General features: G+C 56.8%; 23 protein-coding genes and 1 pseudogene. 13 read left to right on the top strand and 11 right to left on the bottom strand.

The annotated features are described in order from the left end of the window. Positions 1-1,334: 1,334 nt before the first annotated feature. From PHA01_RS07550 to katE, 4 genes are all read left to right on the top strand, one after another. Positions 1,335-1,829, top strand: coding sequence for a DUF4142 domain-containing protein (locus PHA01_RS07550; protein ID WP_271894306.1), 495 nt, complete (start codon positions 1,335-1,337; stop codon positions 1,827-1,829). 55 nt (positions 1,830-1,884) lie between these two features. Continuing rightward, on the top strand, positions 1,885-2,229 hold the full coding sequence (locus tag PHA01_RS29375; protein WP_417020934.1) for a DUF982 domain-containing protein: 345 nt from the start codon (positions 1,885-1,887) through the stop codon (positions 2,227-2,229). A 150-nt stretch (positions 2,230-2,379) separates the two neighbouring features. Further along, positions 2,380-2,874 carry a YciE/YciF ferroxidase family protein gene (locus PHA01_RS07545; RefSeq protein ID WP_271894305.1) on the top strand — a complete coding sequence of 165 codons (495 nt, stop codon included), beginning with the start codon at positions 2,380-2,382 and terminating at the stop codon, positions 2,872-2,874. A 47-nt stretch (positions 2,875-2,921) separates the two neighbouring features. Further along, on the top strand, positions 2,922-5,030 hold the full coding sequence (gene katE / locus PHA01_RS07540; RefSeq protein ID WP_271894304.1) for a catalase: 2,109 nt from the start codon (positions 2,922-2,924) through the stop codon (positions 5,028-5,030). An 87-nt stretch (positions 5,031-5,117) separates the two neighbouring features. On the opposite strand, the gene PHA01_RS29235 is transcribed toward katE, so the two are convergent. Beyond that, positions 5,118-5,525 (bottom strand): DUF6766 family protein, encoded by a 408-nt coding sequence (locus PHA01_RS29235; RefSeq protein WP_334312003.1) that lies wholly within the window; start codon positions 5,523-5,525, stop codon positions 5,118-5,120. After that, positions 5,434-6,324, bottom strand: coding sequence for a PhnA-like protein (locus PHA01_RS07530; RefSeq protein ID WP_224515252.1), 891 nt, complete (start codon positions 6,322-6,324; stop codon positions 5,434-5,436). The genes PHA01_RS29235 and PHA01_RS07530 overlap by 92 nt, the downstream gene beginning before the upstream one ends. Before the next feature lie 236 nt (positions 6,325-6,560). Between PHA01_RS07530 and PHA01_RS07525 the strand changes: the two genes are divergently transcribed. From PHA01_RS07525 to PHA01_RS07515, 3 genes are all read left to right on the top strand, one after another. Then, positions 6,561-6,866: a DUF982 domain-containing protein gene (locus tag PHA01_RS07525; RefSeq protein ID WP_271894302.1), complete on the top strand. Its 306-nt coding sequence runs from the start codon at positions 6,561-6,563 to the stop codon at positions 6,864-6,866. An 852-nt stretch (positions 6,867-7,718) separates the two neighbouring features. Continuing rightward, positions 7,719-7,880, top strand: a complete 162-nt coding sequence (locus PHA01_RS07520; RefSeq protein WP_224515240.1) for a hypothetical protein — start codon at positions 7,719-7,721, stop codon at positions 7,878-7,880. Between the two features lie 246 nt (positions 7,881-8,126). Next, complete coding sequence (locus tag PHA01_RS07515) at positions 8,127-8,396, top strand: hypothetical protein (protein WP_224515238.1); 270 nt, start codon at positions 8,127-8,129, stop codon at positions 8,394-8,396. 131 nt (positions 8,397-8,527) lie between these two features. On the opposite strand, the gene PHA01_RS07510 is transcribed toward PHA01_RS07515, so the two are convergent. The 3 genes from PHA01_RS07510 to PHA01_RS07500 form a co-directional block, all read right to left on the bottom strand. Continuing rightward, positions 8,528-8,764 carry a hypothetical protein gene (locus PHA01_RS07510; protein WP_271894301.1) on the bottom strand — a complete coding sequence of 79 codons (237 nt, stop codon included), beginning with the start codon at positions 8,762-8,764 and terminating at the stop codon, positions 8,528-8,530. 363 nt (positions 8,765-9,127) lie between these two features. Continuing rightward, a complete protein-coding gene (locus PHA01_RS07505; RefSeq protein WP_271894445.1) occupies positions 9,128-10,123 on the bottom strand; it encodes a glycosyltransferase family 2 protein in 996 nt (331 codons plus the stop codon). A gap of 14 nt (positions 10,124-10,137) precedes the next feature. Then, a complete protein-coding gene (locus tag PHA01_RS07500; protein WP_271894300.1) occupies positions 10,138-11,049 on the bottom strand; it encodes a glycosyltransferase family 8 protein in 912 nt (303 codons plus the stop codon). Positions 11,050-11,301: 252 nt separating this feature from the next. Between PHA01_RS07500 and PHA01_RS07495 the strand changes: the two genes are divergently transcribed. Continuing rightward, positions 11,302-11,601 (top strand): hypothetical protein, encoded by a 300-nt coding sequence (locus PHA01_RS07495; protein ID WP_271894444.1) that lies wholly within the window; start codon positions 11,302-11,304, stop codon positions 11,599-11,601. Between the two features lie 53 nt (positions 11,602-11,654). Here the strand turns inward: PHA01_RS07495 and PHA01_RS07490 are convergent, their stop codons facing one another. The 5 genes from PHA01_RS07490 to PHA01_RS07470 all read right to left on the bottom strand — a co-directional run bounded on the left by PHA01_RS07490 (position 11,655) and on the right by PHA01_RS07470 (position 18,235). After that, positions 11,655-13,124, bottom strand: coding sequence for a hypothetical protein (locus tag PHA01_RS07490; RefSeq protein ID WP_271894299.1), 1,470 nt, complete (start codon positions 13,122-13,124; stop codon positions 11,655-11,657). A gap of 142 nt (positions 13,125-13,266) precedes the next feature. Continuing rightward, a complete protein-coding gene (locus PHA01_RS07485; protein ID WP_271894443.1) occupies positions 13,267-14,637 on the bottom strand; it encodes a polysaccharide biosynthesis/export family protein in 1,371 nt (456 codons plus the stop codon). A gap of 103 nt (positions 14,638-14,740) precedes the next feature. Then, positions 14,741-15,673 carry a glycosyltransferase family 2 protein gene (locus PHA01_RS07480; RefSeq protein ID WP_271894298.1) on the bottom strand — a complete coding sequence of 311 codons (933 nt, stop codon included), beginning with the start codon at positions 15,671-15,673 and terminating at the stop codon, positions 14,741-14,743. Then, positions 15,670-17,466 carry a GumC family protein gene (locus tag PHA01_RS07475; protein ID WP_271894297.1) on the bottom strand — a complete coding sequence of 599 codons (1,797 nt, stop codon included), beginning with the start codon at positions 17,464-17,466 and terminating at the stop codon, positions 15,670-15,672. Before PHA01_RS07475 ends, PHA01_RS07480 begins: the two co-directional genes overlap by 4 nt. 58 nt (positions 17,467-17,524) lie before the next feature. Next, positions 17,525-18,235, bottom strand: a complete 711-nt coding sequence (locus PHA01_RS07470) for a sugar transferase (RefSeq protein ID WP_271894296.1) — start codon at positions 18,233-18,235, stop codon at positions 17,525-17,527. Between the two features lie 402 nt (positions 18,236-18,637). Here PHA01_RS07470 and PHA01_RS07465 point away from each other — a divergent pair, with 402 nt between their 5' ends. The 5 genes and pseudogenes from PHA01_RS07465 (at position 18,638) to PHA01_RS07445 (ending at position 24,433) form a co-directional block, all read left to right on the top strand. After that, the gene (locus PHA01_RS07465) at positions 18,638-19,333 is read left to right on the top strand and encodes a Crp/Fnr family transcriptional regulator (protein ID WP_271894295.1); all 696 of its coding nucleotides are present in this window, start codon (positions 18,638-18,640) and stop codon (positions 19,331-19,333) included. After that, positions 19,330-20,699 (top strand): annotated as a pseudogene (locus PHA01_RS07460) (glycosyltransferase family 4 protein). The gene PHA01_RS07465 and the pseudogene PHA01_RS07460 overlap by 4 nt, the downstream one beginning before the upstream one ends. Then, on the top strand, positions 20,696-21,952 hold the full coding sequence (locus tag PHA01_RS07455; protein ID WP_271894294.1) for a glycosyltransferase family 4 protein: 1,257 nt from the start codon (positions 20,696-20,698) through the stop codon (positions 21,950-21,952). The pseudogene PHA01_RS07460 and the gene PHA01_RS07455 overlap by 4 nt, the downstream one beginning before the upstream one ends. Positions 21,953-22,075: 123 nt before the next feature. After that, entirely contained in the window at positions 22,076-23,557 is a 1,482-nt protein-coding gene (locus PHA01_RS07450) for a lipopolysaccharide biosynthesis protein (RefSeq protein ID WP_271894293.1), read from the top strand. A gap of 51 nt (positions 23,558-23,608) precedes the next feature. Next, positions 23,609-24,433: a glycoside hydrolase family 16 protein gene (locus tag PHA01_RS07445; protein WP_271894292.1), complete on the top strand. Its 825-nt coding sequence runs from the start codon at positions 23,609-23,611 to the stop codon at positions 24,431-24,433. A gap of 74 nt (positions 24,434-24,507) precedes the next feature. On the opposite strand, the gene PHA01_RS07440 is transcribed toward PHA01_RS07445, so the two are convergent. Beyond that, the gene (locus PHA01_RS07440; RefSeq protein WP_271894291.1) at positions 24,508-25,230 is read right to left on the bottom strand and encodes a Crp/Fnr family transcriptional regulator; all 723 of its coding nucleotides are present in this window, start codon (positions 25,228-25,230) and stop codon (positions 24,508-24,510) included. Positions 25,231-25,549 lie beyond the last annotated feature (319 nt).

The raw sequence follows: 25,549 nt of genomic DNA, 5'->3' as shown, positions 1-25,549 counted from the left end.
TGACGACCGCGATTGCAGCATCGAAGCGAAGCCAAAGGGATGCGCGGCTGCCAGAAACTCAGCCTGGAGGTGAGCATGGGTTTTCGGACGCGGTTTTCGCTTCGACACCTCTGCCTCTCTCTTTTCCCGTTTGCCATCGTACTCAGCTATCAGCCGCTCGGCGTCGTCACGACCCGGATTCAGCGATTTCATAAGAGAATCGACTTCGTACTTCTCGCTAGCGGCGACTCTCGCCCGGTCGGCCGAACCGCGTTTTATCTTATTCTCAGCCGTGACTTCCTCCCTCAACAGGTTGGTGAGGCTCGCCGGCTGGGCAAGGATATCAGGGGTTGCGCGACGAGCCTCTGTCGTGAGAGGTCTATGCTCTCCGACTCGCCTCAAACTTTCATACCCTGAGATCGTTCCGCATTTGTACGCTAATGCACGTAAACAGCCGCCGCCTCTTTCGCACGAGCCTCCTGCACACGCTCGCCTCGGAACTTTCCCTGGGCTTTTGGTAACTTGATAGAGGGTCGGCCTCCACCATTGTCAACGAAACCGCACGGTATGAGCTTCGGGTTTATTGGGATTGCTTTTCTTGTTTGGGGGCGGGCACGCTGCTTACAGGATTGGCACTTTTACAAAGAGGTCGAGTTTCTCAATTGAAGCTGCCCCCTTATTCCTAACGGCATGGGCAAGTCAGCCTTGTCAAAACGTGCATCATGAAACACTCATCATTTTCTTATGGCAACAAACCCACCACGATGCCCACTATATAAATCAAGGCAGCCAAAAATAAGAGCGAAGGCCACACGCGGAAGTTTGCCCGCCCGCTCAAGACGTGATGCATAAGCACCCGCTTATCAAATATCGCTGATTTTGACATGATCACGCTCCCTGCTCAATTGACTGAAAACACGATCACTAAGCGTAGGTTCCGCAGCGGACAGGGAAATTTTGCTGCAATTATGGGCCACCACGGTCTGCACGCTACGTACATTATCGTGATGTGAGGCTGTTCCTCACGCACTTTTCGATCCAGACGTTTCAACAGATGTTTCAAACGTCACCTGTCGCACGGCTTTACAAAAAGTTGCCAGCGCTTCGCAATTTCGTTCCGGTGTCATCGCTTTTTGAGGATGCCGCGGCCCTGTGGGGGCCAATCTGCTCAGGTTCGCATTGACGCCGCCTAGCGCTGTGCCGGCACAGGCCTTTGCGGGGGCGTTTGCGGAACACCCTCCGCATCTCAAGGTGTGCGATTGGCGGCAGGGACCTTGATCCGGATGCGCCCTGCTTGGGAGAAGGAACGTTTGGGTAAATCAAATGTTGTGCAACCACAACCACAGGAGGAAGCCATGAAACACGTACTGACTGTCATTGCAACCACGTTAATTGCATGTGGTGTCGCAGGAGCGCAAGAGGTCACCAAGCCCGCGGAATTTGCCAAGATGGCGGCGGTCTCGAATATGTTCGAAATCAAATCCAGCGAACTCGCCTTGACACGATCCAGCGATGAGGCCACGAAAAAGTTCGCAGAACATATGATCGCTGACCATACCAAGACCGGCCAGGAAATGATGCCGGCTGCCAAAGCGGACAAGGTCAAGGTCCCGGAGAAACTCGATCAAAAACATCAAGCCAGATTGGACGCGCTGAAGGCCGCGGACAAATCAGCTTTTGACGCAATGTACAGGGCAGAACAGCTGAAGGCGCATGAAACGGCTATTGCCTTATTCTCCGATTACGCGAAAAACGGCGAAAAAGGCGGGCTAAAGACCTTTGCTGCCAAAACGCTTCCGACGCTGGAGCAACATCTGGCTGAGGTGCAGAAAATGAAGGTCGCGCTGTAGGAGGACATCGAGCCGTGACTTATTAAGAAGTAGATTTTTGGAACAACGGCGTGACGTGTGCCCCGCCTTGGTCGTCGAGCCCATAAGGGGCAGTCGCATACCGACTTTGCGCGCCTCTGCTTGGTCATACAGTGGAACGACATTGGTCGATAAAGCGGCAAAACTATTGTGGCAAATCCCGGTAACTGTCTGCACATCGGACGGCGTTGGCTGCAATATTGAGGGCCCTCTGGAAGCCTTGTTCTGGATGCTCAACCACTGGCCCGGCGAAGGTGGGCCGGAGTACGAAGATGCGATGGCAATTTGTTATGCGTCACTTGAACTGCCTTCAATGCTGGAACATTCGCGCGCCGCATTCTGTGCCGCCGCTCACGAGGCAATGATACTGCCAACCAGGTGACATCAGACCGCGTGCTGATTGGGCGAAATCGGTCGCGCTCAGCTTCATCATTGGGCGCTCATCAGCTGAAAATCACGCTAAAACAGGACGACAAGGGAACATCTTCGGCGGCGGAAAGTTAAGGTTGCACTTTTGACAAGGAGCATCCCCATGCAGATCAAAACAGTTGAAGACCTGTTCTATGATGGTTTGAAGGACATTTACTATGGTGAGAACAAGATCGTTGCCGCTTTGCCAAAGATGGCGGCGGCGGCGAAGGCGGCAAGTCTAAAGGCTGCTTTCGAAAAACATCTCGAGCAGACCAAGACCCATATTCAACGCCTGGAACAAGTGTTCGATGCCTTGGGGAAGCCGGCAAAGGGCAAGACGTGCCCCGCCGTCGACGCCATCATCGAAGAGGGCGAGCAAATCATCGCGGAGTATGCGGATAGTCCGGCACTTGACCTTGGTTTGATCGCCGGCGCCCAGGCGGTCGAGCATTACGAGATCGTTAAATACAGGGCGCTCAAGAAGCTGGCCACGTCGCTGGGGCTAACCGACGCCGTCGATCTGCTCGATGCCACCTTGCAGGAAGAAATGCAAACCGATGCCGATCTCGACAGTATCTCCGATGCCGAGGACAGCAGCAAAGCCAAGAAAAGATAGCCCCTCGTTCTGCCGCTTCCTGCACTCATCTTCAAAGGATTTACGACATGTCTGAAACACCGGAAAAACCCGCTGATGCAACAGTACACGACCAGAAATTGCGCCGTGGCAATGGCGGCGAACTGCATCAGGTTGCTGAAGGCACCACCCCCATATTGACGACCGCTCAGGGCGGGCCAGTGGCCGACGATCAAAATTCGTTGAAAATCGGCGAAAGGGGTCCCACCGTTCTTGAGGATTTCCATTTCCGCGAGAAAATCTTCCACTTCGACCACGAACGAATTCCGGAACGGGTGGTGCATGCACGCGGCTATGGAGCCCATGGATTCTTTGAGACGTATGAGTCTCTTGCAAATTATACCAGGGCCGATCTGTTCCAAAAAGCCGGTCAGCGCACGCCGGCGTTCGTGCGGTTTTCCACGGTCGCCGGAAACAAAGGGTCGTTCGATCTGGCACGGGACGTGCGAGGTTTCGCCGTCAAGCTCTACACCCAGGAGGGGAACTGGGACCTCGTCGGCAACAACATCCCGGTTTTTTTCATTCAGGACGCCATAAAGTTTCCAGACATAATCCATGCTGTCAAACAGGAGCCTGACCGGGCATTTCCGCAGGCACAGTCGGCACATGACAACTTCTGGGACTTCATCAGCCTGACCCCGGAAAGCATGCACATGATCATGTGGGTCATGTCAGATCGGGCTATCCCGCGCTCGTTTCGCTTCATGGAAGGTTTCGGCGTTCACACATTTCGTTTCGTCAACGCTCAGGATGAATCCACTTTCGTAAAATTCCACTGGAAGCCGAAACTCGGACTCCAATCCGTCGCGTGGAACGAAGCGGTCAAGATCAATGGCGCTGATCCGGATTTCCATCGCCGCGACCTGTGGGAATCGATCAAATCAGGCGCATTTCCCGAATGGGAGTTGCAGGTCCAATTGTTCGATCAAGAATTTGCCGACAATTTCGATTTCGACATTCTGGACGCGACCAAGATCATCCCCGAAGAAATTCTGCCGCCGATCCCTGTTGGACGGCTTGTCCTCGACCGCATGCCCGACAACTTCTTCGCCGAGACCGAACAGGTCGCGTTCATGACCCAAAACGTACCACCGGGGATCGACTTTTCAAACGATCCACTGCTTCAGGGCCGCAACTTCTCGTATCTCGACACGCAGCTGAAACGCCTCGGAGGACCCAATTTCACCCATATCCCCATCAATGCCCCCAAATGCCCGTTCGCCAATTTCCAGCAAGATGGACATATGGCCATGCGCAACCCAATCGGCCGGGTGAACTACCAGCCCAATTCATGGGGAGAAGGGCCGAGGGAATCGCCGGACAAGGGCTTTCGGGCATTCGCCGATGCTGAATCTGGTCAAAAAGTTCGGTTGCGGGCTGAATCCTTTGCAGACCATTACAGTCAGGCCCGCCAGTTTTACATCTCCCAGACGTTGCCGGAACAAAAGCACATCGCGGCAGCACTGACGTTTGAGCTCAGTAAAGTCAAAACGCCGGTTATTCGCGAACGTGTCGTCTCCCACCTTTTGAACATTGACGATACCTTGGCGGGGAAAGTTGCTCGGGGACTGGGGCTGAAAGAATTGCCCTCGCCGGCTGACGCCGCTGTTCCCACAAGGCAGGACCTTGCTCCATCACCCGCCCTCAGCATAATCAAGAACGGTCCGCAACGCTTTGAGGGCAGGAAGCTCGGCATTTTGTTGACCGATGGCTTTGATGCCAACCTTGTCCAGGCCCTTCAAAAGGCCCTGCTCGCAGAGAAAGCGACGTTCGAGATCATTACCCCAACAGTTGGCGGTGCTCAAGCGTCAGACGGCTCGTTCATCGAAGGTCACCAGATGATCGATGGCGGTCCTTCTGTGCTTTATGACGCCGTTGCCGTCCTGCCCTCGGAAAGCGGCATGATTGACCTGCTGAGGGAGTCGACGGCGCGGGATTTTGTGGCGGATGCTTTTGCTCACTGCAAGTTCATTGGTTACACCGCCGCTGCCCTGCCGTTATTTGAAAAGGCCGGGATTTTGAACGAGCTGGACGAAGGCGTCGTCCTCCTTGCCGGCTCTAAAGATGTCGCCGCATTTATCGAGGTTCTCGGAAATTTGCGAATTTGGTCGCGCGAACCCAACGTCAAAATGAAGTAAGAAGAGGGCCCGCTCAGTCGGGCCCTTTTTTTGACCACCACGATGCCTTCAATAGGCGCACCTATAGGGGCTGGGACCTCCACAGCTTCAAGCCCCCGTTTCGTCATGACCGGCGTCAAGCCCTTTCGATTCCGGCGAACCTTTGAAGCGAAGGTAGATCGACAGCACCACCAGCATTCCGGTCGAGAAGAACTCCGATTGCCAGTTCTGAAAGGATTCGAACCAGAGTTGCGAACTGCCGAGGTATTCAAGAAGCGATTTTGTTTCGTCTCCATGTGCCAGGGCATCGGCGTTCGAGGCGGCGTTGCTGGCGAGGAAATGTCCGACGAACTTGATTGGGGGTGCCCCGCCGTCTAAGAGGACGGCGAGGCGTTTTCGATGACGGCTCCTAAATACCGTTGTGCTACCGGGACCGGCCGAACCTGGTGCCCGCCGTGCCGCCGAACCATCCGCCCGCCGCTCCAAGAAGCAGGGCAAAGAAGGCGAGGATGGCACCGCTCGAGATGACGGTCGTCGTGGTCTGCGCGGTATGGATGGCTTCCTGTTTGATCTTCTCCACCGACGCGGTGTACTGAGCTTGATACTCGTCTATCTGTTTGCGAGCCTGGTCCGCCGGAATGTTGTTGGCGCGTGCCAGTGCGTCGGCGGCGCGTGTTTTTGCCTCTTCGGCCTTGGCGGGATCGCCCGTCAAGGCTGCCTGGATGGAGGAAACCGCTGTCGAGCGCAGCGCTTCCGGATCGGTTCCGCCGCTGGCGCTGCGAATCTGTTCCTCAATTTGACCCATTGGGTTTGTGGCGCTGGCAACCGCCGGTATAGCGGACGATGCGGCTGAACCCACGGCTTGGCCCGCTCCACCGACGACGCTGCTGAGCCCGCTGAACGCGCCGCCGACGAGTGCTCCGACCGAAGTCGTCAACAGGTAAAGGACGACGATGGTGGTGACCGCCCACACTGTCAGTCCATGAAATCCCCCGGTTGATTTCGAAGGGCGGCCTGACAGGCGACTGGCGACATATCCGCCTATGAACGCAGCTATGATGCCCGCCACGACATACCAGATACCTCCGACGATCGAGAAGGTAGACGCCGCCGGATTGTCAGTCGTCGCGGGATCCAGCACAGCTGCGCCGATGCCTACCCCCAACAGATTTAAAAGAAACTGCGATGCCAGGGCGAGGAAGACGCCGGCAAAAATCGCGCCCCACGAGACTTGATTGTAGGCCTCTGCTATTGAGGCGGGATTGTCTGATGCCGGCCATTCGGAACGCCGGCCAACGCTTAACGGTTCTGACATGACAGCCTCCATTGTCTGAATTCACACTTCTGTGACAAACAACCGTCCGGATGGCCTTCCGTTCCTCTTGAGGGAAAATACTTTCCATGGGCGGAAGTGCGGCAGCTTGGTTGGCAAGCGCTGGCCGGCCGTGCTGCAACCCCACGTGTTAGCTGCGTCCGGGGCTATATTGCCCGCAGCCAGATTACGGGAGAATCGCGTGGTGGAACTTCGGGCGTAAGTGGCAGTTAGCAGGCATGCACGATGTTCATTTCAACGAGGTCATCATTGCCGCAGCCGGTCGGCACCGGGTTGTCAGTTCGGTGGCATTGGCGGCGGAGCATCTTTCAGACGATTGGCCGGTCAAGGAGGGACCCAAGCTCGTGGCGGCGCATCAGGCATGCACCCGAACCATGGAAGGAACATTCGGCGGTCAAAAGCGAGACGCGCGTTGGTTGAGACCGCCACCGAAGCAGGAATCCTTTAGTGTCGCCATGCCGCCGCCTCGGCGGGGCGGAACACCTGGAGGGGACTGGGTGCTGCTCTGGTCTCCGAATTCGTGAGGACATCGCAGAGTTCCCTATGAGGTGACAAAAGACAGGCGGAAAATTTTGGGTTCTGATTGAGGCAGCCGACAACATGTTCGTCGCCTTTGGTTCGTTGGCGACTATCGATGGTCCGGCGTTCTTCAAGCCAGCTCCGTTCGCCGCCCTCGACGAGGCGGCTACGACATCGCTCGTTTGGGCCGAAGAGAATGAGGTTCCGTTCGTCTACGTGAGGGCCGGCCAGGCAAGTGCCGCTGCAGCGGCCACTCAGTGTTCATGTGGCTCGGGCTCTTGGAGCCCGACAGGCTTTGCAAGTGCCGCGCCCGACATGGAATGGCGCGCCGAACATCCTCTTAACCAAGGCTTTCCGATTGGCTCCACTTTCGCTAAAGCGAAAACAGCGCGATTCCTTTCGTTAAAGCGAAATTCTTGCAAGTGGAGCCTCGTCGTGTACACGAATTTGGCCCGCGTAGCAGATGATTGGTCCGGGCCTTCCAACAACAACCCAACTATCCCAAACGAGTGCATATTTTTTGCGTCCGGATAGGGAATCGAAAAGCCTCTGTCGACGTTGCGGCCTGTAGCCCAATTCAAGATCGCTCGCAGGTCCGATGTATTCCAGACTGCACTCCCTGCTTTTGTCCGTTTCCATGTTAGGTTTGCTATACCTTCTGAAGGTATAGCCCAAACCAAAGGGAAAGTCGGTGAATTTTCCGTCGTCGTCGTAGAAGGCTCCATCCTTGAACCGGAGAAGCTGCAGGTTAAGGCCGACGCCACGCTGATGGCCCTTACCAAAGACCTTCGTAGGGAACTTTGGGTTGCCAGGGGTGTTTGAAACTCCACGAGACGAACAACAAAAGAGGTAAGCCAATGACGCCCCCTGTCACCCCGCCCAAACCCGATGACAATGATATTCTACCCGAAAAGCCCAAACCGAAGGACACGCCCTTTCCGGCACCGGGGCAACCGCCAACTCCCGGACAACGAGCCGATCTTAAGGAAGATGACAGCAAGCGTCCCCGCAAGGCATAGCCAGATCGTGTTCGTCACCCTGCCAAAGCCATCTTCCGACGCAGCGGTGATGGGAACCAAAATACTGGTCGCAAGTTGACCCCACAGAAGACATCGATGGCGAACGCGTTCGGTCAGCGCCAGTCCGCGAGGGCTGTCAGGACGAGGTTGAGACATTCGAGAGCCATATCAAAGAAAACGAACACGCCAGGCGAACACCGTCGGATTGAGTGCAATGCCCTGTTTGCCGCAAATTGAGGAAAGAGGATGACCGACAGCAAAACAACAACCGACCACAAAACAATTCGGCGCTGGTCTGAAGAGCGCAAAGGTGTTCCTTCCAAGGTGGTAGAAAGCGGCGAAGGCGGCATCCTGAGGATTGACTTCGGCGAACCGGAAGAAGGTTTGGAGAAAATCTCCTGGGAAGATTTCTTCAAGGTCTTTGACGAACGCAAACTCGCCTTTCTTTACCAGGACAAGACGGCCGACGGCAAAATGAGCCGCTTCAACAAATTCGTCGCCAGAGACGGGTCATAGACGCAATCTCTGGTTTGCGGTTTGGACCCATTGGAAAAAAACTCGGTCCATCTATGTGTCCACATGCAAGGATTGTTCGCGCGGGAAAGTGCGTGGGCCGTTTGCTGGTGGGATCGCGTCTTGCCAAATATTCACAAGCTTGTAGCGGTCAACGCTGCACGCGCCATTTTCACAAGGTTCATTCCCGCCGACGATCCGACACCGCAGGACGCACTTGGAAGCGCCCCTATTCGAGGCCGGAAATGATCCTCGGGCGGGTAGAAAAATCGCGTGTCGATCTGGTCCCGAAACTCGCGGTCAGCCAATTGCACGCTGCCCTGACCAAGTCCGGAATCGATACCCTCATCGTTGCGAGGAGAAAACGACATCAGTGTCCTGATCACAATATTGCGAGCTGTCGACCACGGGTGCCGCGTCGCTTGTCGGACGATGCCCACGCTGCAATAGAATTATTTTTAACCAAAGGCTGTCCCAACAAGTCGAGACAGCCGAGACGTCCTTGAAACGGCGCTCTGGAGTGAGGCGACGAGTGCCGAAGCTGTCAGCGGGTTTAATCCCATGCGGTCCCGCGCAATAGCAAATGCTCATGAAAACGCATGCTTCTCTACGAGTTTGGGAATGTGCTGTCCGCGACAACGAGGCCGTGGCCAACACGACTTGAGGTGGCGACGTGACTGCACCGCTACCAGCAAAGCCTTTGATCCATGAAAGGGGGCCAGTGCTTCTGTATTTCAGGATTTCCAACCTTCACCTTGTATAAGACCGTGATCAGACAAATCTTTCCAGCTTTTATAAACGCCCGTGTCCTCATACAAGAAATGGCGCATGTTCTCGCCTGGGGCGTACACTGCGTATTCTTCGGTGTGCTCCGATCGGTTTGCCACATCCGAAAGCTTGTGAACGAAGGTCGATAAAAATTTGAAATGCAAAAGGGCGCCCGATACGCCAAGTCCTCCGCGCATGTCGCCCAAATTCAGGGACAGCGGCCAAACCTGATGCGATGATTTGAGAAATAGACACTCCCCCGCCATGTAAACGAGGGGTACCTTGTTGAGCGCAGGACCATCCCAGAGACGGCCGTGGAAATAGATCCGTCCACGGACCCCGCCCTTGATCCATATCGTCAGATTGCGTTTGTCGAAATGTGACACATAGCCAGAACGATCGAAGAGGTTGCAAACTCCCAAGGGGTCACTTCCGGGCTCGCAAACGTTCTCAACAATAGGATTATGGCTGTACATATCGATCATGACCGATCGTAGAGAACGACCACCCACGGAATCCATGTAGGCGGTCAATTGGCCGATCGGCCTTGTATCGCAATGCGGATAGACCAGAAACTCATCGGCATCGACGTAAAGGACCCATTTTTTCTGGCAATACCGGTTGATGACTTGGTTGATCCAGTCGTTTCCGAACCTGGCTGCCTTATAAGACCCATTGGCCGAGAGGAGGGACACGTCGTCGACACTGGACAACAGCTCTAAGGTGCCGTCGGTCGACCCGTTATCGATGCAAATAAAATGCTCAAAACCAAGATCGCGATAATACTGCAGAAAGAAAGCCAACCGATGCCCCTCGTCGCGGATGACGCATACAACGACATGGCGCGCGTGCTTGAGCCCGCCGCGCAGCAGGTCGCACTTGACCTGCTTGGCCTTGAGAGAGCGGCGTAGCCGGGCCTTTGCGTAATGTGAAATGCTGGCAAGGGAAACACTGTTGATCATGCTCATTTCGACCATCACACGACATAATCGCCGACAAGCAGACCCTGGACTTGCCAATTGGGCCTGTCCTCCTGCAACGCGTGTTTGAGACGTTCCCGAACTGAGCGATACTTGTATAACATTTTACGGTCGAATGTTATTCCGCGGTAGAGCGCGTCGTATGCCGGGTGTGATTTGCGCAAGTCGACGTAAACCTGGCTTTCTGCATCGCTCCAGGGGAAGAAGGTCCCATGCCACGGCTTTGGATGCGCCATGTAGTGCACGATGGACAAGGAGGACATGTTCACCAGATGAAGAAACTGCTTCGGAAAGTTCCAGCGGTTCGATGCGAGCATGAGTGAAGATCCGCAGACATAGTTCAGCGCACCTTGATCATGTTTGCCCTCGCAGGCCTCCGGATTTTTCACAAAAAGCTCCAACGCCTCTTGCCCGATCCAGCCGTTGCGGTGAAATTTCAGGACTCCGGCGTTGAAATAGTGGCTGTCCCTTCCGGTGCGGAGGAGAGTCTGGATCGACGTATAGTCACGCGCCGCAAAAAACTTTCCCTCAGGGGCGAAGGCGTTTTCGAGTTCAGCCAGATTGCTTACGACTTGCGTGTCCCCGTCGAGATAAATAATCTGGTTATAGTCGGCGGGCAGGACCTGGCAAAGGACCAGCTTGGCCATCGTGCTGACGCTGATGCGGCCTTGGAAATGCGAGCCGTCGAGCTTGCCGAGCAAGTCCAGCAATGCTGCAGCCGCATCGATAAGTCTGACCCCGCTCATCGCGAGCAGACCTTGCAGCTCGGCAAAATTATCGAGATGTTCCGACGTGAGGATGCAGACATCCGTTGTTGCACTGGCGCGTTTGCGAGCCTGGAGCGCGGAAAGAATCGTTGGAAATGAATAGTCGACATCCGTAACGTAAACGACGCATTGATTATTCATGTCACGACCCTCTGTTAGCGCCTCGCGGGGAACGATTGAGCCCGTCATTAATACTGTGGTAAGGAAGCGCGGTCCGGTATTTTGCTGCCAATGCCAACTGAGCCGTCCGTCTGAAATATATGGCTGGTTTAAGCGTCTGATTATTGAAATTATAGCCCTGAAGGGCGCTCCGCTATCGTCAGGCAAGGGTTCCACAGCGTGAAAGTTGGCGGCTGGCACCCTTATGTCGATGCAAGGGGAAGGAGAATGACGATGCTGAGCGGCGCAATCATCGCGATGGTGATTTCGATCGCGGCCGGGACTTTCCTCCGTGCCTGGGCTTTCGCAATTTTTGCGATTTTCATCGCATTTGGTCTGGGGGCCGCGACCTTCGCACAGGGCTCTTCCCTGATTGCTGCGGCGCTCTCGAGTTTTGCTATCCTTGCGCTCATGGAGGTCGGTTACCTGGTGGGCGTCTTTGGCTCGGGACTGTGGCGTCGTCGTCGAAAGCTTCCGAAAAATGGCTCCGTAGCTGACCCCGCGCACGCGATAGACAAAAACCGCCGGGGCTAACGTCAAACCGGAGGCTGCGATGTGTTTTACTGTAGAGGGGCGCGGAGAGGGCGTCATCGCGCCGAAACCATCGGCGTTTTCAACCGTGGTGCCGATGCCTCCAGGGGATATGGACGCGCAAGTGATCGGCTCGCACGCCGTGGCAAAATATAGGGGCGATCGAGGCTACCGGTGGCCAGACCGGCTGTAATGCTGAAAAGCAAGCCAAGATCGGTACTGCTCGCGGAGATCGTCGCCGAGGCGATCTGGGCAATCGATGCCGACACGGCCGCAACTCCGATCACCCGGTCCTCCCGGCTGTCTGATTTGTTGCGCCCGGCCGCTGTCAGGAGGCTGTAGAGGAAGACGGCGAAAAGTCCCGTGCCGGACAATCCGACATTGGACAGCAACGCGGCAATGAAGCTGGATGCCCGAACTGTGCCGAGTCCCGCACCGAAAGTGGCGGTCTCCACGAATGAGACCAGCGCCAGAGTGTTCCATGCGGTGCGCTCTTCGCCCGATTGAGACCCAAGCTTGTCTGCGAAGGTAATATTCGTGAGGTCCGTGATGGAATTCCAGGTATCGGGTATCAGAATGAGCGCCACGATCACACAGGGAACCATGAACAGTGTGACGACCAGGAAAGCAGCATAGGGAGCCGTAGCCCGGCCACTGGGTAGGCGTTTCAGGCTCAGCACTACGACGAGGCCGAGAACAAGCAGACCGGCAATGTAGGCGGTTGTCGACGTGCACAGTATGATCGTAGCGCCAACAGATACCGTCGCCAGACCGGTCAGGCGGCTTGGAAAACGCTCCAGCCAAAGCAGGAGCGTGAACGTAAAGAAAACCAATGCTGCCGATCCATACGAGCTTGCTTCGGGAAAGGAACCGACGATGCGTTTGAAACCGCCGATCGTCTCGGCCGTGTGCATCGTATAGTTGGCATTGCGTATGAAATCGAGTAACTCGGCTTGGCCGGTCATGAACGCTCCGATATCGAGTAACGCCAGGCCGAGACAAGCCATGGCCGTCACGATCAGACTTCGAGCGATGAGACGAGCGTGCCCGAGCCGGGCAAGGCCGCTGATGACGGCAAAGCAGGCAAGGTCGCCGAGCAGATAGACAGCCTGGGTAAAATTGGACGAACCTGGAGCCAGCGGAGAGGCCACTGTCGACATCGTCCCCGACGCGTCGCGGGCAGACGAGTAGACCAGGGTTGCACCGGCAAAGATGCGGGGCAGAAAGAAAGCCGATACGGCGGAGAACACGATGTAAACAGCGAACCAGAAGCCGGGGCTCGGATAGGTGATGCTGGCCAAGGCTGCCTGTGTTTCGACGCGGCGCAGCAAGGCGGTCGCGACGAAGAAAAGCACCAGAAGATGGCTGGGTTGGATGCTGCCGCCGCCAAGCGACGGGGCCTTGAGCGCAGCTGCAGCTCCGAAGAGCGTCAACAAACAAAGTGTCACGATTGCAAAGCGTGCTCCATTGAGCAGGCTAAGCGCGCCAAGCACCAGGACGATGTAGCCAATCGGTTCAATTGTCACGCTTCAGACCCCGATGTGGGCGGCAAGTGCCCGTTTGATCGGCAATGCGCGTCGGTGACGGCACCGGCGTTGCCGCCACTCTCCCGTCGCCGCTGAACCGGAGAGCTTAAGGCAAGGCAACCGACCCCGGATGGCATTTTCTTCAATCATGGCTGCCTCCATTTTCGGCCTTGCTTGAGACACCGAAGCGGGAATCCGCCGGACCGTCTGGCGCGACCTCGGAAAGCAAGGCAGCCGATGCCTGCGGTGGAAGCAGAGAGGACGCTTGAGCGTCCGCGTCGACACCGATCTCAACGAGGTCGTGTGGCAGTAAGGCGGTCGTCTCATCCGCTTCGATCGTATGATAGGTTCCGTCGTCGCTGCGACGCACGATCTTGAAAGTCTTATGTGTTCTTTGAAGGCTCGTCGTCTCCGTCCCGATCTGGGCAAGTTGAGCGGCGTACCCGGCCTGCTCACCGAGCAGTTGTGCTACCTGAATATCGACCGCCGCCTTGGTGATATCGAGATCAACAGTATTCAGCAGCTGCTGGTTTTCTGCGTTCTGCTTGTTGATGATCCCGGTCTTTTCGCGCTCGCTGTCGCTCAGCGCCTGGCGGGCCTTGGTCAGGGCGATTTCCAGATCGAGCATGCTGCTTTGAGCGTCCGCCAACGCGCGATCGAGTGAAAATTGCCGGGCGTTGTTCGATAGACCCTTGCTCGCAAGGCCGTTGACGGCATCCAGTTCCTCCTGCGCAAGGGTGATCTGTCGCTTTTGCGAGATGATCTTGGCTTCGAGCGACTGGATTTCCTGACTGTACAGACGGCTGAGATCGTTCGCAGCCGCGATCTGGCTCGCGGACTCGACCCGTCGCAGCCGCATCAGGTTGGATTCCTCCGTCTTCAGTTTTTCGACATCTGGCGTTCCAACGAGTTCGCCAGGAACCGCGAAACTGGGTTCGCCGGCGATCTCGGCGCGCAGGCGCGCCTGTCGCATCAGAAGATCACGCCGGCTGAGGATGGCGCTGCGATAGGCCCCGGCAGCCTGGATCCGGTCGCGCTCGAAGACAGCATTGCCCTCTCGCGCCCGCAAAAAGCCGCCGGCGATGCTCACCGCCTTCATGACGGTCATGTTCGTCACAAAAGGATAGCGTCCCGGGGTCTGCACGGTTCCCGTCACGAAGACTGGCGCGTGCTCGGCGATCTCGACCGCAATAAAGGGTTTTCCCGGCAACTCGGCCTTCTCGGCCAGCGCGCTCGCGATGGCGTCGGCAAGCTGGGCGGTTGTCTTCCCATTCGCCTTTATCTGACCCGCGATCGGGATCGATAGATTGCCCATATCATCGACGGCATATAGGCCCTCAAGCGCCTCCCAACTGGCGTATCGGGTATCCGACGATCTCCACTCGACGATGCGCAGCTTTATCTTGTCTTCTGCCACCAACGTATACGTGTCGGCACTGGCCGCGCTGCAGTTGGTCAGGCACGAAAAGACAAGCAGGAAAAGGCCGGCAAATACGCGGCGCCCGGGCAAAATCTCAATTTTCGCGTATGACGGACGCAGCGGTCTGCGCGCGTATGCCTTAGAGGAACTTGACCGCCTGATGAGCACTTGCAAGGACATGCATTGCATGAGGCTGCTACCTCCGTTTGGTTGCGATGGATGGTGAAGACATCTCGTGACTGGAAGACATGCCGAATTTAAGGATGCGCGAGGGAGACGCGCGACCCATGAGAAGATCTGCCAGGGCCTCCATGTTGCCGCCGAGGCGTCCCCGCCGATCGATAGAACGGTCGCCGAGCAGCGCGCCGCGAGCGTTTGCCAGAATGTTGCGGCCAATTTGTGCAATCGCGCGCGCCTTCGACATCGTACCCTTCCTGATCAGGTGGGCTGGATTGGCTATCTGTGAATAGCCGAGCCTTCGCCCGGGCTGACGCCCGGATTTGGCGCCACGATGAACACCGCAGGCGCCCGCAACGCGCACCGATCGACCGTAACGGGCGATGGATCTGCTGAAATCGACATCCTCGAGCCAGCCATAGAGCGGAAGCTGCTCGTCAAAGGCGAGGCCGTGCTCGATAACGGGCGCCAGGCGGACCACCATGTTGCAACCGTAGGCGTTATAGACGTCCGTCACCAGCTCAGCCCGCTCGCCAGCGGTCTCGATGATTTCCAGCGCCTCGGACATGGTAAGGCCTGCGCCAAGGATGCCGTCGGCCAGGACCTCGCCTGTTGCGATCGTCACAGCCGGTTCGCGAGCGAAGACTGCCGCCATACGTGCTATGAAGTTCGAGTCCGGAATGAAGTCGTCGTCCAGAAAGATCAGAATATCCGTATCGGGGACGGCCGCTCGGAGTATCCTGTTGCGCTGACAGGTCAATCCCCGCGAGCCGACAACAAGCTCCACGTCGAGACGATCAGCGAGTCCCGCTGCATCGTCGATGTCCGGTACGCAGACGATGATCCGCCTTGGGCAGTTTCCCAGGCCAGCAAGATAATCGATCGTCTCCAGCAGTGTTGCGGGGCGGCCTGCCGAAGCGATGCCCACGGTAATTCTTAATTGCGGGGTCATGACTGCATTCTCAGCGGCGCTTTGTTGATGATCGCGCCCAGGACCTCCGCGCCGACGTTTCGCATAGCGTCGATCACGCGCACGGCATCATCGATCGAGGTGCGTCCGTGCCACGTGATCACCAGGACTCCGTCGAGCTCTGGCGCTATCGCATTCGCGTCCGCAGAAGCGGAGAACGCGGAAATGTCAACGAATACGGCGTCAAATTCTTTTTTCAGATCATTGAAATTCAATTGTGTGCGACCGGAGCTCAGGCGAATGGCCGGCGTTACCCCGCTCGTTCTGCCGAGGGGAAGGAATTTCAACGTCGGGGTGAGGGACAAAGTCGCCGTCTGGATCAAATCGGCATTATCAAGAACATCGATAAGACCTGTCGAACTATAGGGCGCTATTGAACTACTGAGGGAAGATTTATCCGCAGCCGCATCGATCAGGAGTGTGCGACACCCCGATTCGGCGCATTGCACCGCAAGTTCGCAAGCTATCGTCGACGCTCCGCTCCCCGGATTGACGGCGACGATCCCGATGACAACTTTCCGCTTGCGCCTGAGTCCTGCGATCGTTGCGCCCAACGCCGCCATGCCGGGTATGATCGGATAAGTAGCCGTGCTGCAACTGCCGGCTTCGGCGGCCAGGAAGTACGCTGAGTGGCCCTTGCGGGTCTTTTCCGATTTCGCCAGTAATGTGACGAAGGGCAGTTCGGCCGCTTCCGCGAGCCGTTGGCCGCGGACGATCCGGCGGTCACCGGCGTGCCGAATCATGGCCAGCATCAAGCCGGCGCCCATTCCCACGGCTGCAGCGAAGGCAAGAATAAGCCCGCTGCGGGGCCTCGCCTTCGAAAGCGGCGACGTGGCCTGCGAAACAATCGTGGCATCGGATACAGAGTAGGATATGCGCTGCTTGGCCTCGGTAAACTGCGTAAGGGTACTCTCGTAGAGGGTGCGGCGTGCGTCCGCCGCGCTTTGCAGTTCCGCAAGCTTGAACTGATCGCGCGGATTGCTCTTGAACGAAACCAAAGCATTGGCAGCTTCGCTTAGTCCACGCTGTTGCTCGATGACAAATTTTTCCAGCCACGCGCTGTACTGCCGAGCGGCGTCGGCCTTCATCAGGATATTTTTCCGGATGTATTCCTTTGCGAGCGTATCGGCGATGTCCACCGCCTTCCTCGGGCTGGATGCATCGGCGGATATTTCGATAATCATCGAACGCCCGATGCGCCGCAGGACCACCATGTTGCGCAACCTTGCAATAATTCGATCCCGACGCAGTACCGCCATCTTTTGCAACCTGGCAACAACCCGATCGGACCGCTGCGTCTCTTTCGTCGGCGATGCTGGCTGCGCCGCACCTGTCGCCTCCTCCGCTTGCGTATCATGCGGCAGACTCCCCATCAGCCAACCCTTTGCCGTGTCTTGTAGCGAAGGCACTTTGTCGGCAAATGAAGGATCACTGGCGAGGTCAAGCGACTTGGCGGTTTCACCAAGCACATCGTTGGATTTGGCGATTTCAAGCTGTGCCTCCAGGAATGCATCTTCGGCGAAAGCGCGCTGCGCTTCAGAGCCGGTTGCCTGGGAAAAGACCAAAAGTTGGGTGCTGGCTACGAATGTCGGCTCGGCGGTGACGACGTAAACCCCGGCCAGAGCGAGGAAGACACTGGTCGTAGCAACAATCCACGGCCAGCGCATCCTGAGAAAAAAGAGCATGTCACGCAAGGTAAGCGGTGAACTCTCACCAGCGGTTGCTCCCGGCAGGGATATTGAGGAAACACCGCTGAAGATGCGACTGGAGGTCATATCGTCCCAATCCCAAATAGCCTGATCGCGGAACGGCAGGGCGCGCGCCGGATCATGGCTAATACGAGCCCTTCCACGAAAACAGGACGAGAATGGTCTTCGCCATGATGACAAAATCCCGGCCTATCGACCAGTTGTGCAGGTAGTGAACATCGAGACAAACCCGATGTTGGTAGCTGACATCGTTGCGGCCACTGGTTTGCCAGTGGCCTGTCAGACCCGGGCGGCCCGCCATGTAAGCCGAAATATGCTCGCCGTAGAGCGGTAACTCCTCGGCCGTGATCGGCCGTGGTCCCACGAGACTCATATCACCGCGTACGACATTGATCAGCTGGGGAAGTTCGTCGATACTCGATTTTCGGAGAATCTCGCCGACGGCCGTGACCCTCGGGTCGCTCTTGAGCTTGCGCGTCTCTTCCCATTCGGTTCGTGCCGCCCGATTGGTTCGCAGCAATTGCGCGAGCTGAGCGCTTGCGTCAGTCTTCATTGTGCGAAACTTGAGGCATCCAAAAATGGCCCCACCAAAGCCGATCCGGGTATGGGAATAAAAAACCGGGCCCCTGTCAGCAAGCTTGACGATCATCGCGACTATCAGGAGAAGCGGGAAGAGCAACACCAAAGCCATGGTCGCTATGATGAGATCTATCGCGCGCTTTGACGATCTACCGATGGCATAGGGTCGGGACACACGAGAATCACCGCTTCGCTGGAGCTTTTCAATGCCTGGCCAGGATTGGCCAGTTTCAATGCCCTGTGCTTTCCACGTCATCGGTCGTCTCCCCAAATTCCGGTTAGGACCAACGAAGCTTGTTACTGCGCTTTAACCAGGTTGTCTGTGACCGAGGTCATAATAATGAACAGCCTTTTATGCTAATGAGAGGGTAATTGAGGCGTAGCTCTCTAAATTTTAGATCGTAATGATTAGGCACTTAAGTAGAATTGCCTATAAGTGGCTTATAATATAGATGCCTTCGATCACTTTTTGGCAAAATACGGGAGATAAATTGCCAAAGAAGGTCCAAAAGGCACATTTGTTCTTTTTTATTAACGTTTCTATTTATCGGTGCCTGCGAAGGGCATGCAATTATTTGCCCCTGAAATCAGGGCAATACATATGATGCACGGCAGCATCCACCAGAGCCAACCGACTTATTTGGGGGGAGTTAAGCCCATGGAGGGCGCTTCACAAACACGAGATTACAGGCTCGCCAACGCAGCGATTTCGGTTGCCGATGAATTTCCCTTCTGCCGTTCGAGCGTTCGAAGCTTCCGTCGCGGCGAGGTTATCGCAGGGGCCGGTGTCCTCGTGGATATGTTTGCGCGCGTGCAGCGAGGGCTGGTCAGCGCGAGTACAATGTTGTCCGACGGCAGGGAATTCATCGTCGAAATGATTCCGAAAGCAGGGCTCATCGGCGAGCTCGAGGTCTTGCGCGGGGAGATGTTAAACCTCGAATATCGCGCCGGTTCGGATTGCGAGTTGCACTTTTTCGAAGGTCGCTTGCTGCGCGAACGGTGTGCCAACGATCCGCGCTTCCAGGAGAAAGTTTTTTCCAGGGCGTTGGCGCGTGTTGCGGAGCTGCAGCTCCGCATCATTGCAAACGCGGGGTCGTGCTTGCAGTCGAGGCTGGCCAGCACGCTTTTGCGGCTCTCCTCGGTCTACGGCAGAGACGCGGCCAACAACGGCGACGAGCTTGTAATTTCGCAACATGACCTCGCCGCAACGCTGCCGGCTTCCCGCGAAAAGGTCAATCAGTGTCTGCGACGCCTGCGCGAGCGTAAGGTAATCGACGCAGCTCAAGGCAAGATTCACATTCTCAACCGCAAAGCGCTGGAGGCCTATGCCTATGGCGCGACGACGTTGCAGTGATGCGCCCTTTATTTCCCGATCCCATCGGACTTGCCGGAAATACAGGCTGTTATCCCATCGGATCGAAGCGGGCGTGTGCGCCCGATCGTCCAAGGATTGATCGCGTGGTCATCATTGACGATTACTCGACCGCCAGAGGCGGCGCGACAGCTCTGTCCGTACTGTCGGCAAAACTGTTTCGTGGCCTCGACATCCCGGTGACGTATATTTGCGGGGACGATGGTTCCAACGCCGAGCTCGCTGCTCTTGGGGTTTCCATCGTGCCGCTCAACAGCCGCGATCTGGTCAACGCCGAGCGCGCGAAGGCTTTTGTTTCGGGCATCCACAACGTCCGTGCCGTTCGGATGATGGCGACGTGGATCCGTGCAAACGACACACCGAACACAAGCTACCACGTCCACGGCTGGTCCAAGATCCTGTCTCCGGCGATATTCAAGGCGTTGGCGCCGGTCGCGAGGCGATGTGTGGTTCACGCGCACGATTTCTTCGCCGCTTGCCCCAACGGCGCCTTCTTTGACTATCAGGCGCAGGCGGTTTGTCTTCGGCGTCCACTCGGGGTGAGCTGCGTCGCCACCGCCTGCGACAAGAGGAACTATGCGCACAAATTATGGCGGGTTGCCCGCGGCTCCAATGTCATGCGGCTTCTGCGCAATCAGGTCGATTTCGGTAAAATAGTCCTGCTGCACGAGAAGATGGCGGGCTTCTTCGTTGGTGCGGGCTATCGGGCCGGACGCCTGACGACGATCCGTAATCCTGTCGCGCCGTTGTCGAGCGAACGCGTTGAGGCAGAAGCAAACGATGAATTCGTCTTCATCGGACGATTGGACGAGGAGAAGGGCGTGGAAGACGCGGTGGCCGCCACGCGCAGAGCTGGCGCAAGACTTTGCATAATCGGAGACGGGCCGCTAATGCCGCAGGTGGCGGCGTCCGGAAATCAGGTGCGGACCCTCGGTTGGCAGTCGCACGCGCTGATCGGCCAGATCATTCACCAGGCGAGCGCGCTGCTGATGCCCTCGCGCTATCCCGAACCGTTCGGACTTGTCGCCCTGGAGGCGGCCGCGAGCGGCCTTCCCGTCATCATGTCTCGAGGCGCCTTTCTGGCCGAAGAGATGGAAAGCGCCGGCATTGCGCTTTCCTGCGACACGACCGACGAGCGCGGCTTTGCCGATACATTGACGGCATTTCGCAAGATGCCGAAGCACGATGTTCGCCGGATGAGCGAGCGTGGCTTCCGGCTGGCGCCAAACCTCGCCTCCACCCATGAAGAATGGCGTGACGCCCTTCTTGCACAATACCACAGCTTGATTTCACAAGCGCAATGCCCGGGCCGTCGGACGCGGTGATGAAACAAGGAGCACTCAGTTGACCCTCGAAGCAACAACCTCTCTGCCGCAAGCCGTAGCATTTCTGGCTGAAGCGCCGGTTCTGACGAAACGCCGCGCCGTCGAGACCGGCAGCAAAAGCGATACCAGGCAGCTTCGCGTCGCCATCGTGCACTATTGGCTTGTCTCGATGCGTGGCGGCGAAAAAGTCGTCGAAGAGCTTTGCCGCATGTTTCCGCAGGCTGACATCTTCACCCTTGTCTGCAATCCGGATTGCATCAGCGATTTTCTCAAGACGCGCAATATCCGCACGTCTTTTTTGCAGAAGGTTCCCGGTGCGAAACGGCATTACACGAAGATGCTACCGCTGATGCCGTTCGCGCTCGAGCAGTTCGATCTGCAGGAGTACGATCTGGTGCTGTCGAGCGAATCCGGGCCGGCCAAAGGCGTCATCACGCGCGCGGACGCCCTTCATATATGTTACTGTCATTCGCCGATGCGTTACATCTGGGATCAGTTTCACGTGTATCGGCTGGGTCTTCCGTGGCTGGGCCGGGCATTGATGTCGATCACGGCACCGATGCTACGTGCCTGGGACGTGACAACCGCTTCGCGGGTCGATGTCTTTGTGGCGAACTCCAGCTACGTCGCAAACCGCATCCAACGCTTCTACGACCGGGACTCTGCCGTTATTCATCCGCCCGTTGCGACTGACGACTTTGCCGTGGGGAGGGGAAAGGGCGAGTTCTATCTCTATGCGGGGCAGTTGACGGCCTACAAGCGACCAGATATTGCCGTTCGCGCCTGCACCGAGAGCGGCCGGAAACTGATAGTGATCGGCGAGGGAGAGCAGGCGGCATATCTCAAGTCGATTGCCGGACCCACCGTTCAATTCCTCGGGCACCAGCCTTTCCCAATTTTGCGCGATCATCTGTCGCGATGCCGCGCTCTGCTTTTTCCCGGCACCGAGGATTTCGGCATTCTCCCGGTGGAAGCCATGGCATCGGGACGGCCGGTTCTGGCTTTCGACGCTGGCGGGGCCCGGGAGACCGTTTCTTCACCCCATGTCGGGTTTCGCTTTGCTCCACAGAGCAAAGAAGCTCTTCTGGAGACGTTGGTATCATTCGAAGAGATCGAGGACGATTTCGAACCGAACGCGATCCGCGACCATGCCTTGAAGTTTTCCTCCACGGTTTTCCGCGAGCGCCTGAACGCCCTTATTGAGCAACAGTTGTCCGGGCGCAGTGACCAGTCCGCCGGCTCTTTCCGAAGGCGGTCGCTCGGAACGGCGCCTTGACAGGGTGGCGACCTCTCGACGTATCCAACACCGTGAGGGTGACCAAACGGACCCGCAGCGGCGACTATCCCGTCTTCCCAACTCGATTTAATTGGCCACACTCCGTCGACGAGGAATAGAACCGTGTCAAGCGTAGCGCAAAGTACGGCGACAGCGAGCATCTGGACCCTCGGCGGAAAGTTCCTCGCACGACTGCTCGATTTCGTGAGCCTTCTCGTCCTGGCAAGGCTTCTCAGTCCGGCAGATTTTGGACTTGTTGCCATCGCGACTTCGGTCTTGGTCGTCGTCGAGGCGATCCTGGACCTGCCACTGACCCAGGCCCTGTTACGGCAGCGATGTCCTTCAGACCGGATGTTTGCCACGGCGTTCACGCTGAGTGTTCTCAGGGGGACGGCCATCAGCCTCTTGATGGTGATCGTCGCCTGGCCGATTGCGCTTATCTATCATGATCCTCGGCTCGTCTCACTTGTCGCCGTCCTCTCCCTCGCACCGGCCATGCGCAGCCTGATCAGCCCGCGCATGGTTATCTTCATGCAACGCTTTGATTTCAGACGCGAGTTTGCGCTCGACATCATTGCCAAGGCATCGACGCTCCTGTTCGGGGTCGGGGTAACGCTGATGACCGGCAGCTATTGGGGGCTGGCGATCGGGGCGGTTGCAGGCCCATTGGCGGCAGCGATCACCTCATATGTCTTTGCTCCGATGCGCCCAACTCTAACTTTCTCGGAGTGGAAGCATTTTCAGGACATGATTGGCTGGAACACGGTTGCGCAGATCCTGAATTCCTTCAACTGGCAACTGGATCGCCTGCTTCTTCCGCGCTTTACAAGCTTGTCGACATTCGGTGCCTTCAGCGTGGCGGATAATCTCGCCGGCATTCCGCACCAGACCTTTGTAGGGCCGCTGATGCGCCCCTTGATGGCGGCCTTCTCCAATGTCGACGATCATCGCAAGCTGATAACCGCGTATCTAAAAGCGACAAGCGCAATCACCCTGGTCGCAGCTCCGGTCCTCTTGGTCCTCGCTCTGCTTGCCGATCCGGTCGTGCGCAGCATTGTCGGCGAGAAATGGGCTTTTGCCATTCCGATTCTCCAATGGCTGTGTCTCGTCAGCCTGATCGGTCTTCCCGCAAGCATAATGCCGGCGTTGGCTATGGTCATGGACAACACCCGCTATGTCGCACTTAGAATGTTCGTCGAGTTTGCCATAAGAGTGCCGGTAACGATCCTGGGAATCGCCTATTTCGGGCTTGAGGGGGCACTCGCCGCTAGAATTGTGGCAGTTCTTGTCGCCTATGCTGCATCGCTCGTCATAACGCGCCACCTGATCGGCGCGACATTCGGTGCTCAGCTCAATGCCTTTTTCAGGCCGCTGACTGCGAGTTTGCCGATGATCGGTTTCCTGCTGTGCGTGCAGCCGGTGCTTGGTGCCATGCCTCCTGGCCTCAATCTCATCCTAGGTTTGACCTTCTGCGGCGGGGCTGCGGTCACGATCTTCTGGGTCTCCGCGCTGTTGTTTTGGCAAATCGTTGGGAGGCCCGATGGCCTCGAGACCATCGTCGTTCAGAAAATTTTGCCACGAAGAAGCGGGGCTCTCACCTCGTGACCGAAATTCAGACGAATCCGACGGTTGTTTTCGCATTTCCGGAGAAGCAGAATGTATTGCAGATTTGTTAAGAGCTTCATTTTGCTCGTCGCGCTCGATTTATCAGGATTTCTGGCGCAGCCAAGCGCGGCTCAAGAGCAGATCAATATTGATGCGTTGCAAATGACCTTCGAGGAGAACTTCGACAAGCTCGATGTCTCGGCCTGGGGGGAGAACGGCTCGCGCTGGATTGCTCACACGCCCTGGAATGGAGATTTTGGCGATGCCCGTTTCACCGACCCCGCCGACGGATTTCCTTTCACCGTTGAGAATGGGATCTTGCGCATCGAGGCGCGTAAAGGATCCGATGGAAAATGGCGCTCGGGCCTCCTGGCCTCGACGAACCCGAAAGGGCAGGGGTTCGCGCAGCAATTCGGTTACTTCGAGGCGCGTATGAAGCTGCCGCCAGGCAAGGGAGTCTGGCCAGCCTTCTGGCTCATTGGTATCGACCGGTCAAAATATATCGCGGAGATAGACGTATTGGAATATTACGGTCGCGTGCCGTACGAATTCAGCAGTGGTTTTCACATCTGGCGTCAGAGCCAGGGCGGCGAGAATACCACCGGCGGCCATTGGGCAACTGTCAAGAATGGGACGTTGAGCGATGCATATCATACCTATGGCGTGGAGATTTCACCGGACAGATCAACCATTTACCTCGATCGTAAATCCATATGGAGTTTCGACACGCCAAAGGAATTTCACACCCCATTCTATCCGTTGGTGAACCTTGCGCTCGGATCGGGTTGGCCGATCGATGAAACGCCGAATCCGTCGTTTCTACTGGTCGACTACATCCACGTCTACCAGCGAAAACCTGCCGGTTCTGGTGATTGAACGATCAATGCCTGACGGATCCGCGGCGCCTTGAAGGTTGCCTCGAATATACAAGGTGGCAATTTGTGATTACGTCAGCGAAGCACGCCATCGGCATAGGCCTCCAGCGCTTTGCGGTTGAGAATGTGGATCTTGCCTTGCGCTCCGTCGATAACCTTGCGCTCGCGCAGGCGTCGCAGACACTGATTGACCTTTTCGCGGGAAGCCGGCAGCGTTGCGGCGAGGTCATGTTGCGAGATGACGAGCTCCGGACTGTTCGGGCCATCCCTTTCGTGGGCCGTGGAGAGCCGCAGGAGCGTGCTGGCCAGCCTGGACTGCAAGCACGACCCCGCGTTTGCAATAATCCGGCGCTCGAGCTCGGCAACACGCGCCAATGTTCTGCAAAAAACTTTCGCCCTAAAACCAGGATCGTTTGCATATCTTTCACGCAGCAACCGACCTTTGAAAAAGTGCAACTCGCAATCCGAACTGGCGCGATATTCGAGGTTTAACATCTCCCCGCGCAAGACCTCGAGCTCGCCGATGATCCCTGCTTTCGGAATCATTTCGACGATGAATTCCCTGCCGTCGGACAACATTGTACTCGCGCTGACCAGCCCTCGCTGCACGCGAGCAAACATATCCACGAGGAGACCGGGCCCTGCGATAACCTCGCCGCGACGGAAGCTTCGAACGCTCGAACGGCAGAAGGGAAATTCATCATCCGATTGAGCACCAATACTCGCCTGAATGTCCTCAACGACCAATATCGCCGACTTTGCGGGACCAAGGCCTCCTGTGTGTATAGCTCTCTCCATGCGCATAACTCCCAAACAAATTGGTCGTAGGTGATGCTGCACGGCATTGGCTACGTCTACACGTCTGAGAGAAGTAACCTTGCGGACGCCCCCAGCATCGATAAATAAAACCCAAATGGTGTCGTTAACCGGATCTGGCAATATATTGCCGGCAAGCCTTCAATCACCCTCGATAGAGGCCAGTAAATCACCTCGCTAAGATACAATCGAGCGAACGCAACGCAGAAGATCGAGGCCGCTTCGAATCTGGCAATGGGCCAGAACGAACAGATCCTCTATCATCGCCCCTTCCATACCAAACATCCGCCCCCCAGTAATC

Origin of the sequence: Candidatus Phyllobacterium onerii, assembly GCF_028331445.1 — a bacterium.
In the GTDB taxonomy this organism is placed as follows: Bacteria; Pseudomonadota; Alphaproteobacteria; order Rhizobiales; family Rhizobiaceae; genus Phyllobacterium; species Phyllobacterium onerii.
This window is presented reverse-complemented; position numbering and strand designations above follow the sequence as displayed.